Annotated in this window: 12 protein-coding genes; 2 read left to right on the top strand and 10 right to left on the bottom strand. The window is 59.7% G+C overall.

Annotated elements, in window-relative coordinates:
• Positions 1 to 85: 85 nt before the first annotated feature.
• Both ACRQ1B_RS12580 and ACRQ1B_RS12575 read right to left on the bottom strand, forming a co-directional pair.
• The gene (locus ACRQ1B_RS12580) at positions 86 to 1123 is read right to left on the bottom strand and encodes an aldo/keto reductase (RefSeq protein WP_432294016.1); all 1038 of its coding nucleotides are present in this window, start codon (positions 1121 to 1123) and stop codon (positions 86 to 88) included.
• A 32-nt stretch (positions 1124 to 1155) separates the two neighbouring features.
• Positions 1156 to 2334, bottom strand: a complete 1179-nt coding sequence (locus ACRQ1B_RS12575; RefSeq protein ID WP_432294015.1) for an MFS transporter — start codon at positions 2332 to 2334, stop codon at positions 1156 to 1158.
• Positions 2335 to 2449: 115 nt separating this feature from the next.
• On the opposite strand from ACRQ1B_RS12575, the gene ACRQ1B_RS12570 reads away from it, so the two are divergent.
• Positions 2450 to 3349: a LysR family transcriptional regulator gene (locus tag ACRQ1B_RS12570; protein ID WP_432294014.1), complete on the top strand. Its 900-nt coding sequence runs from the start codon at positions 2450 to 2452 to the stop codon at positions 3347 to 3349.
• 28 nt (positions 3350 to 3377) lie between these two features.
• Here the strand turns inward: ACRQ1B_RS12570 and yjfF are convergent, their stop codons facing one another.
• The 8 genes from yjfF to ACRQ1B_RS12530 all read right to left on the bottom strand — a co-directional run bounded on the left by yjfF (position 3378) and on the right by ACRQ1B_RS12530 (position 13624).
• Positions 3378 to 4349 carry a galactofuranose ABC transporter, permease protein YjfF gene (gene yjfF / locus ACRQ1B_RS12565; protein WP_432294013.1) on the bottom strand — a complete coding sequence of 324 codons (972 nt, stop codon included), beginning with the start codon at positions 4347 to 4349 and terminating at the stop codon, positions 3378 to 3380.
• Positions 4346 to 5371, bottom strand: a complete 1026-nt coding sequence (locus tag ACRQ1B_RS12560) for an ABC transporter permease (RefSeq protein WP_432294012.1) — start codon at positions 5369 to 5371, stop codon at positions 4346 to 4348. The genes yjfF and ACRQ1B_RS12560 overlap by 4 nt, the downstream gene beginning before the upstream one ends.
• Positions 5368 to 6900 (bottom strand): galactofuranose ABC transporter, ATP-binding protein YtfR, encoded by a 1533-nt coding sequence (ytfR, locus tag ACRQ1B_RS12555; protein ID WP_432294011.1) that lies wholly within the window; start codon positions 6898 to 6900, stop codon positions 5368 to 5370. Before ytfR ends, ACRQ1B_RS12560 begins: the two co-directional genes overlap by 4 nt.
• Before the next feature lie 50 nt (positions 6901 to 6950).
• Positions 6951 to 7658 carry an L-ribulose-5-phosphate 4-epimerase AraD gene (gene araD, locus ACRQ1B_RS12550; protein ID WP_432294010.1) on the bottom strand — a complete coding sequence of 236 codons (708 nt, stop codon included), beginning with the start codon at positions 7656 to 7658 and terminating at the stop codon, positions 6951 to 6953.
• A gap of 4 nt (positions 7659 to 7662) precedes the next feature.
• A complete protein-coding gene (gene araA, locus ACRQ1B_RS12545; protein WP_432294009.1) occupies positions 7663 to 9177 on the bottom strand; it encodes an L-arabinose isomerase in 1515 nt (504 codons plus the stop codon).
• A gap of 34 nt (positions 9178 to 9211) precedes the next feature.
• On the bottom strand, positions 9212 to 10873 hold the full coding sequence (locus ACRQ1B_RS12540; RefSeq protein ID WP_432294008.1) for a ribulokinase: 1662 nt from the start codon (positions 10871 to 10873) through the stop codon (positions 9212 to 9214).
• A gap of 153 nt (positions 10874 to 11026) precedes the next feature.
• Positions 11027 to 11989: a galactofuranose ABC transporter, galactofuranose-binding protein YtfQ gene (gene ytfQ, locus ACRQ1B_RS12535; protein WP_432294007.1), complete on the bottom strand. Its 963-nt coding sequence runs from the start codon at positions 11987 to 11989 to the stop codon at positions 11027 to 11029.
• 129 nt (positions 11990 to 12118) lie between these two features.
• Positions 12119 to 13624: an aminotransferase class V-fold PLP-dependent enzyme gene (locus ACRQ1B_RS12530; protein WP_432294006.1), complete on the bottom strand. Its 1506-nt coding sequence runs from the start codon at positions 13622 to 13624 to the stop codon at positions 12119 to 12121.
• A gap of 92 nt (positions 13625 to 13716) precedes the next feature.
• On the opposite strand from ACRQ1B_RS12530, the gene ACRQ1B_RS12525 reads away from it, so the two are divergent.
• A complete protein-coding gene (locus tag ACRQ1B_RS12525; protein WP_432294005.1) occupies positions 13717 to 14199 on the top strand; it encodes an Lrp/AsnC family transcriptional regulator in 483 nt (160 codons plus the stop codon).
• Positions 14200 to 14416: the final 217 nt, after the last annotated feature.

Here is a 14416-nt window from a genome sequence, read left to right as displayed (position 1 = left end):
GGAAGCCCGGCAGAACGCCGGGCCGGAATGAGACCTCTTTTACATGGGGTCTATGGTCTTTGGTTCAACCGTCGGATCTGGTCGGTCAGCCGGCAATCGGCGGGTTGAGACGGGCAAAACCGTCCTGACGGTGATAGGGGAAATGCGGGTAGGGCGGCGTTACAGTGCTTGCCGCAGCCAGCTTTCCGATTTGCTCTGCCGTCAGTGACCAACCGATAGCGCCGAGGTTTTGACGAAGCTGCTCCTCGTTGCGCGCGCCGATGATGACGGACGAGACGGTCGGGCGGGAGATCAACCAGTTGAGCGCCACCTGCGGCACGCTCTTATCCGTCTCGGCGGCAACCTCTTCCAGCGCATCGACAACCCGGTAGAGATGTTCGTTTTCCACCGGTGGGCCAAAGCTGGCGGTCTCGTGCAGGCGGCTGCCTTCCGGGATCGGCTTCGAACGGCTGATCTTGCCGGTGAGGCGTCCCCAGCCGAGCGGGCTCCAGACCAGTGCGCCAAGGCCCTGATCCTCACCCAGCGGCATCAGGTCCCATTCGTAATCGCGGCCGATCAGCGAATAATAGACCTGATTGGCGACATAGCGCGTCCAGCCGTGCTTTTCGGCAGCAGCCAGCGATTTCATGATCTGCCAGCCGGAAAAGTTGGATACGCCGATGTAACGCAGCTTGCCATCCTGCACGAGGCGGTCGAGCGTCGAGACGACTTCCTCCACCGGGGTGGAGGCGTCGAAGGCGTGCAGTTGAAAGATGTCGATGTGGTCGGTGCCCAGCCGTTTCAGCGATGCCTCGACAGCATTGATCAGGCGGGAGCGTGAGGAGCCAAAATCGTTGGGCCCGTCAGCGGTCGGCAGGCTGGCTTTTGTCGAGATCAGCACGTCGCCGCGACGTCCCCTGATAGCCTGTCCCAGCACCTCTTCCGAAGCGCCGCTGGAATAGACGTCGGCGGTGTCGAAGAGATTGACGCCGGCCTCGAGGCAGATATCGACAAGGCGGCGGGCCTCCTCGACATCGGTATTGCCCCAGGCTGAAAACAGCGGGCCGGAGCCGCCGAACGTGCCGGCGCCGAAGGAGAGGACCGGCACTTTCAGGCCGGATTTGCCGAGATTACGGTATTCCATGATGGTGATCCTCGAGAGTGTGGATGATCGGGTTATTCGGCTGCATGAACGAGGCTGGTACGACGCTGGTCGAGGCGCATGGCGGCAAGAGCCACGGCTAGAGCGACGATCGGCACGAGGCCGGCAACCAGCGTGACGGAGCCAAGACCCGGGCCGTGATCGATGACGGCGCCGCCAAGCCATGCACCGATCGCGTTGCCGAGGTTGAAGGCGGCGATGTTGAAGGAGGAGGCAAGACCTTGTCCCGCACCTTCTGCCTGTTTCAGCACCCATATCTGCAGCGGTGCCACGGTGGCAAAAGCGGCCGCACCGAACAGGCCGATCGCGATCACGACCAGAACCGGCTGGTGGATGACTGCCGTCATCGCCATCAACACGAGTGCAAGCGCCACGAGGCTGCCGATGATGGTCGGGGCAAGATGTCTATCGGCCAGCCAGCCGCCAGCGAGATTGCCGATCACCAGTCCGCCGCCGAAAACGAGGAGGATCGGCGAGACGGCGCTTTCCGAAAAACCGGTGATTTCCGTGAGGATCGGCGCGATATAGGTGAAGGCGGCAAACACGCCGACCCAGGACAGGACAGTGGTCAGAAGACCGAGAATGACGCCCCGGCGACCAAGCACGGCGGCAACGCCCTGCGAGGTTTCTTCTGCGGCATCCGACGGCTTGTCCTTTGGCACCAGCAGCGCGATCACTGCAAGGGCTGCGACGCCAATGAGGGTGACGGCCCAGAAGGTGGCACGCCAGCCATAAGCCTGGCCGAGCCAAGTGCCGAAGGGCACGCCGAGAATGTTGGCGACGGTGAGGCCTGTGAACATGATGGCGATGGCCGAGGCCTTTTTGTTGGGCGCGACCAGACCGGTGGCAACCACGGAGCCGACGCCGAAGAAGGAGGCGTGGGCAAAGGCGGTCAGCACGCGGGCGGCCATCAGCGTCCAGTAGTCAGGAGCAAGCGCACAGGCGAGATTGCCGATGGTGAAGACCACCATCAGTGCCATCAGCAGCGTTTTTCGCGGCATCTTGCCGGAAATGGCGCCGAGAATGGGCGCGCCGATGACGACGCCGAGCGCATAACCGGAGATCAGCAGACCGGCGGCGGAGATGGAAACACCGAGATCCTTGCTGACATCGATCAACAATCCCATGATGACGAATTCCGTGACGCCGATGCCGAAGGCACCGGCCGTCAGGGCGTAAAGAGCGAGAGGCATTGTTCTGTTCCTTGGGAGGAGGGTTGTTTGATGCGTCGCAATATCGTCGCGAAGGACTTGCGCCGGTAGCGGCACAGGCGGATAATCATTTGTGAATTGAAATCACAGGTGAGACTTGGATAACCGCGTCGGAGAAATGGAAGTTTTCGTTCTGGCGGCCGAGCTGAAGAGTTTTTCGGCCGCGGGCAGAAAGTTGAAACTGTCGCCATCAGCGGTCAGCAAGCTGGTGACGCGGCTGGAAGACAGGCTCGCCACCCGCCTTGTTGTGCGCTCCACCCGCATGTTGCAATTGACGCCGGAAGGCGAAACCTATCTCGCCCGCGCCTCCCGTATCTTGGCGGAAATCGCCGATACGGAAGCGGTAGTGGCCGGTGGCGGGCGGATGCGGCCGCGTGGACCTTTGTCCGTCAATGCCTCGGTTGGTTTCGGCGAACATCACATTCTGCCGATGATCCGCGATTTCCAGATGCAGTTTCCAGACGTGCAGCTGGATATCACCCTGACCGACGATACCGTCGACCTCATTCGCGAACGTGTCGATATCGCCATCCGCCATGGACCCTTACGCGATTCATCGCTGATGGCACGAAAGCTCGGCCAGAGCCGGCAGGTGGTGATCGCTTCCCCGGACTATGTACAGGAACGGGGGATGCCGAAGAACCCCGGCGACCTCGCCCGCCACAACTGCATCAACTTCAATTTTCGTCGTGCTGTCGAAGGTTGGCCGTTCCGCGATCCGAAAACGGGTAAGGTCGAAGTGCGTCCGGTATCGGGCAACCTGAAGGCGTCGACCGGATCGATCATCCGCCAGTTATGCCTCGATGGTCTGGGCATCGGTCGTGTGGGCCGTTTTCATGTGGAGCCGGATATCCAATCCGGCCAGCTTCTTGTGGTGCTGGAGGATTACAATCCCGAGGACATTGAGGAAATTCACGCGGTTTATGCCGGACATGAGCATCTGGCCGTGCGTATTCGCGCATTCATCGATTTTCTGGCCAACAGGCTGCAGTCCTGAATTGGTGCCGTCGTGTCGGCGCATGAGATCACCCGGCGCGCCGGGATTTTTCGTTTGAGAACAGCAGGATGCCCTTCTGCATGGCAACGAAAGAGAAGAGAAGGATGCCGATCAAAATCTTCGTCCACCAGCTCGATAGTGTGCCGTCAAAGGTGATGTAGGTCTGGATCAGGCCCTGGATGGCAATGCCCACGAAGGTTCCGGCCACGAAACCGACGCCACCGGACAGAAGCGTTCCGCCGATCACCACGGCCGCGATCGCATCCAGCTCCACACCGACTGTCGCCAGCGAATAACCAGCGGATGTGTAGATCGAATAGACGATGCCCGAAAGGCCGGCGAGAAGGCCGGACACGGCGTAAATGCCGATCGTCGTTCGGGCGACATCCACGCCCATGAGTTTTGCGGTCGGCACGCCACCGCCAAGCGCGTAGACATTCGCGCCGAAGCGGGTTCGGTGAGCGATGACGATGCAGACCAGAAACACGACGATCATGGCCGCACCGATCAGGGTGAAACGACCGCCTCCTGGAAGCCGCAGGTACCAGTCCTGCAAGGTTTCGTAAAATGGGTGCTTGATCGGGATGGAGTCGATCGACACGACAAAAGCGAGGCCCCGCGCCAGAAACATGCCGGCCAGCGTGACGATAAAGGCCGGCATATCGAGATAGTGGATGATCGCGCCCATCAGGGCGCCGAAGGCTGTGGTCAGCACGAGCACGATTGCGAAGGCGATCAGCGGATGGATCGAGGTGCTTTCAAGCACCATCGCCAGAAAGATGCTGGTGAAGGCAATCACCGATCCGATCGAAAGGTCGATACCACCGGAAAGGATGACGAAGGTCATGCCCACGGCGGCGATGCCCAAAAAGGCGTTATCCGTCAGCAGATTGCCGATGACACGCGTGGAGAGCATCGCCGGAAACTGCATCGCACTGGCGATATAGGCGATGATGAAGATCGCGATCGTCGCGAGAAGCGGTAGATATCGCTGGCTCATTGTTCCGCTCCTTTCGGTGCTCCGGCGGGCGTTATGCGCGACCGTCCAGCGAAGCTCAAAATTGTTTTGGCTTCCGGCGACTGGATGATGAGGATCACCACCACGATGGCCGCCTTGATGATCAGGTTGAACTGTGGCGGAAAGCCTGAGAGCAGGATGCCGGTATTGATGGCCTGAATGATCATCGCGCCCAGCAGCGAGCCGATGATGCTGAAGCGACCGCCGAGCAGCGACGTGCCGCCGACCACGACTGCCAGGATGGCATCCAGTTCGAGCCATAGTCCGGCATTGTTGGCATCTGCGCCGCGGATATCGGCGGCAACGGCAACGCCCGCAATCGATGCGCATATGCCGGAGAGGATATAGGCCGCTATCAGCAATACCGGGGCATTGATGCCGGCAAGCATGCTGGCACGCCGGTTGATGCCGACCGCCTCGATCAGCATGCCGAGCGCTGACCAGCGAAGCACGAGGGCGACGAGAGCCGCAAACACGACCCAGATGACGACAGGCACCGGCAGGCCGAGAAAGGCACCACTGCCGACAAAGGCAAGCGACGGGTCATCGAATGTCAGGATGGCGCCTTCGGTGATCAACTGGGCGATGCCGCGTCCCGCGACCATCAGGATCAGCGTTGCGATGATCGGCTGGATGTTGAGAAAGGCCACAAGCACGCCGTTCCAGAGACCGCAGAACACGCCGATGCTCAGCGCAAAAAGGAGCGTTGTCGCAATTGAGTGGCCGGCGACGCTGGACGATGCGGCAACTGCGCCGCAGATGGCCATGACCGCGCCGACCGAAAGATCGATCCCCTTGGTGGCGATCACCACGGTCATGCCGATGGAAAGGAGCGCAACCGGCGCGCCGCGGTTCAGAACGTCGATCAGGCTGCCATAGGCGCGGCCGTTCTGGAATGTCAGGCTGAAAAAGGCGGGAAAAACCAGCCAGATCAGAAGGAGGATGACGCCCAGCGCAATCAGCTGCGGTGCCAGCCTTCGTAAAAGAGAAACGCTGTCACTCATGCGACCTGTTCGACCTCCCGCTGTTCTGATGGCTTGGCTGCGATGGCGTTGACGATATGGGCGGTGGTGATTTCCTCTTCGTTGAGTTCCGCCACATGCTGGCGATCGCGCAGCACCAGAACGCGCGAGGAATAGGTGACCAGTTCGTCGAGCTCCGAGGAAATAACGAGCAGCGACATGCCGTCAGCGCACAGGTTCTTGATGAGGCGAATGATCTCGCCATGTGCGCCGACATCGATGCCGCGCGTCGGTTCATCGAGGATCAGGAATTCGGGATTGGTGGCCAGCCAGCGGGCGAGAATGGCCTTCTGCTGGTTGCCGCCGGACAGAAGGCGGATCGGTTTTTCCCGGTCGGTGGTGCGGATATCGAGCGCCTTGATATATGTGTCGGCAAGGGCGTTCTGCTCCGTGCGGGACACCGGTTTCCACCAGCCCCGGCGCGCCTGCAGGGCAAGCACGATGTTTTCCCGGATCGACAGGTCGCCGATAATGCCGTCGACCTTGCGGTCTTCCGGGCAGAAGCCGAACCGCCTTGCGATGGCCGATCGCGGCGAATTGACGGAAACCTCTGCTCCGTCGATGGTGGCTTTCGATCCGCTGTCGGGTGTGCGAAGTCCAAACAGCAGTTCGGCGGTTTCCGTTCGTCCCGACCCCAGCAGCCCGGCAATGCCGACGACCTCGCCCTTTCGAACGTCCAGGTTAAACGGCTTGATCGTGCCCGCTTTTCCATAATTCTCGAACCGGTATCGAGGCTCCGCGAGCTTTTCGGATTTCATTGGCGAAGATTGCGCGATCTCCTGCAATTCGTGGCCCAGCATCAGGGTCACGAGTTCCTTTCTCGGCAGCGAGGCGGTTTCGCGCGTGGCGACCAGTCGGCCGTTGCGCAGAACCGTGATGCGGTCGGACAGCGCGTAAACCTGCTCGATGAAATGGGTGATGAAGATGATGCCCAGACCTTTGCTCTTGAGATCCCGAACGATGTCGAACAGCATCTCGACTTCCTTTGCGTCGAGGCTGGCCGTCGGCTCGTCGAGGATCAGAACCTTGCCGGAAAGATCGACGGCGCGGGCAATGGCAATGACCTGCTGCACAGCCACCGAATAGCTGTCGAGGCTGGCGGAAACATTGATATCCAGCCCGTATTTTGCCAGCAGCGCCTGTGCGTTCTGTTTCATCTCGTTTGAGCGGATGAGGCCGAAACGGCGCGGCTGGCGACCGAGAAATAGGTTTTCGGCGACCGACAGGTTCGGCAACAGGTTCACTTCCTGATACACCGTGCCGATGCCGAGCGCCTGTGCTCCGAGCGGATTTTTCGGATCGATCGTCTCGCCATCGAGCGTGACGGTGCCGCCATCCCGGCGATAGGCGCCCGTCAGGCATTTGATCAGCGTCGATTTGCCGGCACCGTTTTCGCCCAGAAGAGCGTGAACTTCTCCCCGCCGCAGCGAAAAATTCACGCCATCAAGGGCTCGTGCTCCGGGAAAGGTCTTGATGATTTCCGTCGCCGAAAGAATTGTGTTGTCGTCCATCCGAAATGCCTCCTCCCCGAGTTTCTTCGATCTGTGCGAATGGCGATCGTTCAGGTCGGAGGCAGCTTCTGGCCGTAATAAGCGTTCGGCCCGTGCTTGCGCTGGAAATGCTTTGCCAGCAGTTCCGCCTCGATCTGCGGCAGGGACGGGGCGAGTTGCAGAGACATGATCGCCATCTGCGCGATGCATTCCACGGCGACGGCCACTTCCACGGCCTTGGCGACCGTTACGCCCCATGTGAACGGCGCATGCCGGTTCACCAGCACGCCGGGCAGATCGAGCGGATCGACATTGCCGATACATTCGACGATGACATTGCCGGTCTCCCATTCGTAGGCGGAGGAGATTTCCTCCGGCGTCATCTTGCGGGTCACCGGCACATCGCCGTTGAAATAATCGGCGTGCGTGGTGCCGAAGATCGGGATGGCGCGGCCGGCCTGCGCGAACGCCGTGGCGTGCGAGGAATGGGTGTGGACGACGCCGCCGATCTGCGGAAACGCCGTCAGCAGCCGCCGGTGGGTGGGCGTGTCGGAGGAGGGATTGAGTTTGCCCTCCACCCGCCCGCCTTCGAAATCGACGATCACCATGTCCTCCGGGCGCAGATCGTCATAACCGACGCCGCTCGGCTTGATGGCGAAGACACCGCGCTTGCGGTCCACGGCGCTGGCATTGCCGAAGGTGAGGTTGATCAAACCCTGGGCGGGCAGCGCGATATTGGCTTCGTAGGCTTCTCGCTTGAGTTCCTTGTAATGTGCCATGGTCTCAAGCCCGGATGCCGCGTGCGAAATGGTAATAGACTTCGTTGTTGCGAAGATCCTGCTTGAAGGCGGACAGCGTCGTGTCGTCGTCGATCACCGCAAGTTCGATGCCGGCGATGGTGGCAAAGTCCTCCAGCATCTCGGTCGTCACATCGTAGCTGTAGGCGGTGTGGTGTGCGCCGCCGGCCAGAATCCAGGCGGCAAGTGCCGTCTTGAAGTCGGGTTTGCACTGCCAGACCGCACGCGCCACCGGCAGTTTCGGCAGGTCGGGGTGGTCCACCGATTCCACTTCGTTGACGAGCAGGCGGAAGCGATTGCCGAGATCGATCAGCGTGGCGTTGAGCGCCGCGCCCTTGACCGAGTTGAAGACCAGGCGAACCGGATCATCCTTGCCGCCGATGCCGAGCGGATGGATTTCCACGCTGGGTTTTCCGGCCGCGATCGTCGGGCAGACTTCCAGCATATGGGAGCCGAGCACCGCTTCCTTGCCCTGTTCGAGATTATAGGTGTAATCCTCCATGAAGGAGGTGGCGCCGCTCATGCCTTCGCCCATCACTTTGAGCGCACGAACGAGGGCCGAGGTCTTCCAGTCGCCTTCGCCGGCAAAACCGTAACCGGATGCCATCAGGCGCTGCGGCGCCATGCCCGGCAATTGGGTGAGCCCATGCAGGTCTTCGAACGTGGTGGTGAAACCCTTGAAGCCGCCGGCTTCGAGAAAACGGCGAAGCCCGAGTTCCTGGCGTGCATTGTAAAGCAGCGCCTCGTGCTGCGGGCCGGCCTTGCGTAGCGCCGGAACCACTCTATAGAGCGTTTCATATTCGGCGGCGAGTTCGGCCGCGTCGGACGCGCTGACGGCGTTGATCGTCGCGGCGAGGTCGCCGATACCAAATCCGTTGACGGCAAAGCCGAAGGCCATTTCGGCGGAAACCTTGTCGCCCTCGGTCACGGCGACAAAGCGCATATTGTCGCCGAAACGGCAGAAGCGGCCGCCCTGCCAGTCATGCCAGGCGCGCACGGCGCGCATCCAGGCATCGATCCGTGCATGCACTTCCGCATCGGACCAGTGCCCGACGACGACCTTGCGGCCAAGACGCAGACGCGTGTGGAGAAAACCTGCCTCGCGGTCGCCATGGGCGGCCTGATGCAGGTTCATGTAATCCATGTCGATGGTCGACCACGGCAGCTTCTGCTCGAACTGGGTGTGCAGATGCAGGAATGGTTTTGTGAGCTGCGTCAGGCCACGAATCCACATTTTCGATGGCGAAAACGTATGCATCCACAAGATCAGGCCGGCGCATTCGGGATCGGCATTGGCCTTGATGCACAGATCGGCGATTTCATCCGTCGTCGTCACGATCGGCATGGAGATGATCGGCAGGGGGAACTTGCCTTTGGCATCCAGTTCGGACGCGATCTTGCGGGCGTTATCGGCAACCTGTTTCAGCGTTTCAGGGCCATAGAGATGCTGGGAACCGCAGACAAACCAGATCTTTGCCGGCTTCAAACCAATGATCGTCATTTTTTGCTCCATATGTATTCCGGCGCAGCGCGCCTTATCTGTTTGCCGCGTGTTTCAGGTCGATGAGGTCCTTCATCAGGCGTGTCAGGTCCGCCGATGGTTCAAGGCCGCCAAAGCTGTCGTGAAGTTGCCGGTAGAGGGCGTAGAGCCGGTCATAAGTCTCGCGGTTCTCGTCAATCGGCACGTATTCTGTTTCCCGAACCGACGTCATCGCCTCCTGTGCGGCGGTGAAGCTGGGATGGAACTGCGCCATGACGGATGCCGCGACAGCCGCACCGAGCGCGCAGGTCTGGCTGGAGGTCGCGACCTGCATCACGCAGCCGGTGACATCCGCGTAGATCTGCATCAGCATCGGGTTCTTTTCGGCAATCCCACCGGTGCAGACGACACGATCGATCGATACGCCGTATTCGCGGATCCGTTCGATGATGGCGCGCGCGCCGAACGCGGTCGCTTCCACCAGCGCGCGATAGATTTCCGCCTTCGATGTGTGCAGGGTTTGGCCGAGGATGAGGCCGGACAGCCGCTGATCGACCAGAATGGTGCGGTTGCCGTTGTTCCAGTCGAGCGCCAGCAGGCCCGTTTCGCCGGGCTTGAGGTCCTGTGCCTCGCGGGTGAGTTCGGCATGCAGGTCTTTGGAGCCGTTGCAGATTTCCTCGACCCACCATTTGAACAGGTCGCCGACGGCCGATTGACCGGCCTCTATACCGTAAAACCGCGGCAGAATGGAGCCTTCGACAATGCCGCATATGCCCGGGATTTCCGCCACGCCGTGTTCGATGGATACCATGGCGCAATCGCATGTGGAGGTGCCGATAACCTTGACCAGCGTGCCTTCCCTGATGCCGCTGCCGATCGCGCCGTAATGCACGTCGAATGCGCCGATCGCGATCGGAATGCCTTCGTTCAGGCCGAATTCGCTTGCCCATTCGCCGCAAAGCCAGCCGGCAGGGCTCGACGCGTCCTGTGCCCAGTCGTAAAGCCGGTCGCGCAGTGCGCCGAGCTTCGGATCGAGCATGGACAGGAATTCCTTGTCGGGAAGGCCGCCCCATTTGCGATTATAGAGTGCCTTGTGGCCAGCGGCGCACATGCCGCGCTTGATGCGCTGCGCGTCCTTCTTGCCGGCCAGAACCGAAGGTATCCAGTCCGCCAGTTCCACCCATGAGTAAGCGGCATCGAACACATCGGGCGCGACATTGAGGCAATGCCAGATCTTTGCCCACCACCATTCCGAGGAATAGGTGGAGCCGCAGATGGCGATGTAATGCGGACGATGTTCCGCGGCGATGCGGGTGAATTTTTCCGCTTCCTGCCAGCTCGTATGGTCGCGCCAGAGCCAGCAATGCGCATTCAGATTGTCGCTGAAACGTGGATCAAACGCGAGCGGCACATTGTGTTCGTCGATCGGCAGCGGGCTGGAGCCAGTCGTATCGACGCCGATGCCGACGACCTGATCCCGGCTGAATTCCGGATCGCGCTCCGCTTCAGTGAGCGCCTGGGACACCGACTGGCGCAGGCCGAGAAGATAATCCCGCGGGTTCTGCCGGGCCAGCAGATCGTTGCTCTCATCGAGCAGAATCCCCTGCCTGCCGCTTGGATAATCGACGACGCCCAACCCGAATTCTTTGCCGTCAGAGCAGCGAACCACGATGGCGCGGACGGAATTCGTCCCAAAGTCTATGCCGATAGAAAACATCTGAAACCGTCTTGAATATGAAAATTGAAGTCAGCCGAAAACCGGGCGGCCCAGCGTGGACCACCGCGAAATCTGTGAATTTTGAGAAGCGCCGCAGCGCTGCCGGAACCGTCGGCACGGTAGGGCGGCCGATGGATCCGGCTTGGGAGGCGGTTAGTAGCCGAGGTCTTTTTTCTGCTCGTAGACCTTCAACGGTTCATCCTGCTGGGTGAAGAGCTTGGATTCCGTCTGGATCCATTTTGCCGGTTCCTTCTTGTCCTTGAGGAAGGCGTCGAGTGCGTCGAAGGCCGGACCTGCCATGTTCGGCGTCAGTTCGACGGTGGCATTGGCCTCACCGGCGGCGAGCGCCTTGAAAATATCCGGCACGGCGTCGATGGACACGACCAGAATATCCGTGCCGGGTTTCAGGCCCGCCTCCTTGATCGCCTGGATGGCGCCGACGGCCATGTCGTCGTTATGGGCATAAAGCGCGCAGATGTTCTTGCCGCCGTTTTCGGCCTTCAGGAAACTTTCCATGACCTCCTTGCCCTTGGCGCGGGTGAAATCGCCAGTCTGGCTGCGGACGATCTTGAAGTTGCTGTGTGCCTTGATGGCGTCGTCAAAGCCCTTCTTGCGATCGATTGCCGGGGAAGAGCCGGTCGTGCCCTGCAGCTCGACGATATTGCACGGTTTGTCGCCGACGGTTTTCACAAGCCAGTCGCCAGCGACCCTGCCTTCATAGACGGTGTCGGAGGTCACGGCGGTGAAGTAAAGCGACTTGTCGCTATCGACCATGCGGTCCAGAAGGACAACCGGGATTTCGGCTTCCTTGGCTTCGGAAAGCACGGCATCCCAACCCGTTGCCACGACGGGTGCGATCAGGATCGCATCGACGCCCTGAGCGATGAACGAGCGTACGGCCTTGATCTGGTTCTCCTGCTTTTGCTGGGCATCGGAGAATTTCAGGTCAATGCCGCGCTTTTCCGCTTCCTGCTTGGTCACGGTCGTTTCGGCGGCGCGCCAGCCCGATTCCGAGCCGATCTGCGAAAAGCCTACCGTCATTCCGGCGGCCTGCGCGCCCCCAAGCGCGGTGCCGGCCAGAAGCGCGGCGCAGGCAAAGCTGGTCCAAAATCTCATTGTTCTTCTCCTCCATAATCGCCGACCCCTTCGGCAACTACGGAGGAAATAATCATACTAATTCTTCTCCAAATAGGAGATACGTCAATTAAGGGCTCTTTAAAGTTGCGACATTTTGTCTGGCTTTTCTCAGGCCTGGGCGTGGATGACAGCCGGCCGTACAGGGGGGCGCGGAGAAAAGATCGCACGGCTGGGATCGACCGTATAATCTGCCGCAAATGCCGTCGCGTCGGCGGCGATTTGTGCTACGGAATCAAGGATGAACTGAACCTTCTCATCCGACAGCAGAACACTGAAATTCAGGCGGATAAACCCGGGTTTGCTGATTTCCTCACCGGACAGGATCGCCTGCCTGATTTCTTCCGATTGCTGTGCATCGATCGACAGAAGGCGGTGAACGTAGGGACCCGCGCAAGCGCAGCCGCCGCGTGCCTGGATGCCGAACCGATCGCTCAGCATGCGGGTTATCAGCTGTTGGTGAATATAACCACCTTGGCCGTCCCTTATGCGGAAGGAAAAGATCGGCAGCCGGTCTACATCCTGCTTGCCGAGCAGTTCGAGTTGCGGAATATCCTTCCAGGCGCAAAAGGCGCGCTCGGTCAGCGCGCGATTGCGTGCATTCATCCTTGCTGCGCCGATCGCATCCTTGACGATGAAGGCAAGTGCGGCGCGGATATCGCCAACGACATTGGGCGTGCCGGCCTCTTCGCGGGCTTCGACATTGTCGCTGTAATCGTGCGCGACTGGAGACACGAACTTCACGGTGCCGCCGCCAGGCCATGACGGTTTTTTCGTTGCAAGTGCATCACGGCGCAGGATCAGTACGCCGGAGGCTCCCGGCCCACCGATGAACTTGTGTGGAGAGACGACGATCGCATCGATCTGTGCGTCTGCCGTCGGAGACATTGCGATCGGCAGGTAAGGGCCGCCGCCGGCATAATCCCAGATCATTTTGGCGCCTGCGGATTTCACCATGGCAGTAATGACTGCAACATCACTGACAATGCCGGTGATATTGGATGCGGCGGACATGGCGCAGATGGTCAGGTCGGGCGCTTCTTCGTGCAGTGCCCGTCGCAGCAGGTCGAGATCGGGACCACCGCCAGCCTGTTCGGGGATTTCGACGATTTCGGCGCCGCTTTCTCGCCAGGGCAGGATGTTGGAGTGATGTTCGTATGGGCCGACGATCACCCTCACATGGTGGCCTTGCGCGACGGCATCGATGACACCGAAAAGCTTGGCGAGCCGGTTGATGCCGGAGGTGGCGCCTGAGCCGGTGAAGATCACCGCATGGTTTTCATTGGCGCCGCAAAATTTGCCGATAAGCGCCCGCGCTTCTCGCCGCAGGCGGGTCATGAACCCACCGCAGTAGGAGGCTTCTGTATGACTGTTGGCGTAATAGGGCAGGACCTCTTCCAGAACGAACTGTTCGACCTGATGCAGCGCGCGGCCGGAGGCGACATAATCCGCATAGACCAGCGGTTTCTCGCCATAGGGGCCGACGATCTTCGCCTTGGCACCGACAAGTCCGTCATTCAGCAACGAGATCACATCGCCATTGCCAAGATCCCGGCTGAATTGTCTCAATGGCGTTTCGATCAATCGCGGTGATGTGCCGGAGGCGTCCACTATCATTCTCCTCATTTGCGAAATTGACAGCGATCATATCCCGGTTCAGGATCGACAATGGTCTTATTTGAAGAGAATATTGCGGGAAATTGGTTCAAATGAACGAAGTTGGCATCAAAATTGATGATTTTGATATGAAGATTCTTGATTTTCTGCAGAAGGATGCAAGTCTTTCTCAGCGTGAACTGGCAGAGAGGATCGGCCTGTCCCAGAATGCCTGCTGGCGAAGGCTGCAGCGGTTGCAGGAGCTTGGCCTGATCGGGGAGGCGCATAGCGCGATCGATCTCAAGGCGCTCGGTTTCGACCTGACGGTTTTTGTCATGATCCGCACCCGTCACCATTCCAAGGAATGGAGCGAGGGTTTTCGTGTGCATGTGGAGCGTCTGCCGGAAGTGATCGATTTCTATCGTATCGGTGGCGATTGGGATTATCTGATCAAGGTGGTAACCAGGGGCATGTCCGGTTATGACGCCTTTTACCAGAAGCTCATCACCGATTTCGATCTTGCCACGGTGACCGGCTTTTTCTCTATGGAAGCCATCATCAACAATCGCCCCGTGGATTTGATGCGTTTGAAATGAAGGCGAGCGGTTTTCCGGCCGCATCCGCCAGAAACAAAGTTGCCACCTGACAATTCAGAAACATCCTGGTCACAGTAAAAGGTTCAGACGGCTGAACCGGTTATTCATAAGAAACGGATAAAGTCTTACAAAAGCATATATTTAGATATGTATTTCGGTTTGGTGAAACAGGCTGAGAACACGGATTCGAACGGCTGTAACTGCCAGCCAAAAATTC

The sequence above is a fragment of the Endobacterium panacihumi genome (genome assembly GCF_050847465.1).
In the GTDB taxonomy this organism is placed as follows: Bacteria; Pseudomonadota; Alphaproteobacteria; order Rhizobiales; family Rhizobiaceae; genus Neorhizobium; species Neorhizobium panacihumi.
The sequence above is the reverse complement of the archived record's forward strand: the minus strand, read 5'-3'. Positions and strand labels throughout refer to the sequence as shown.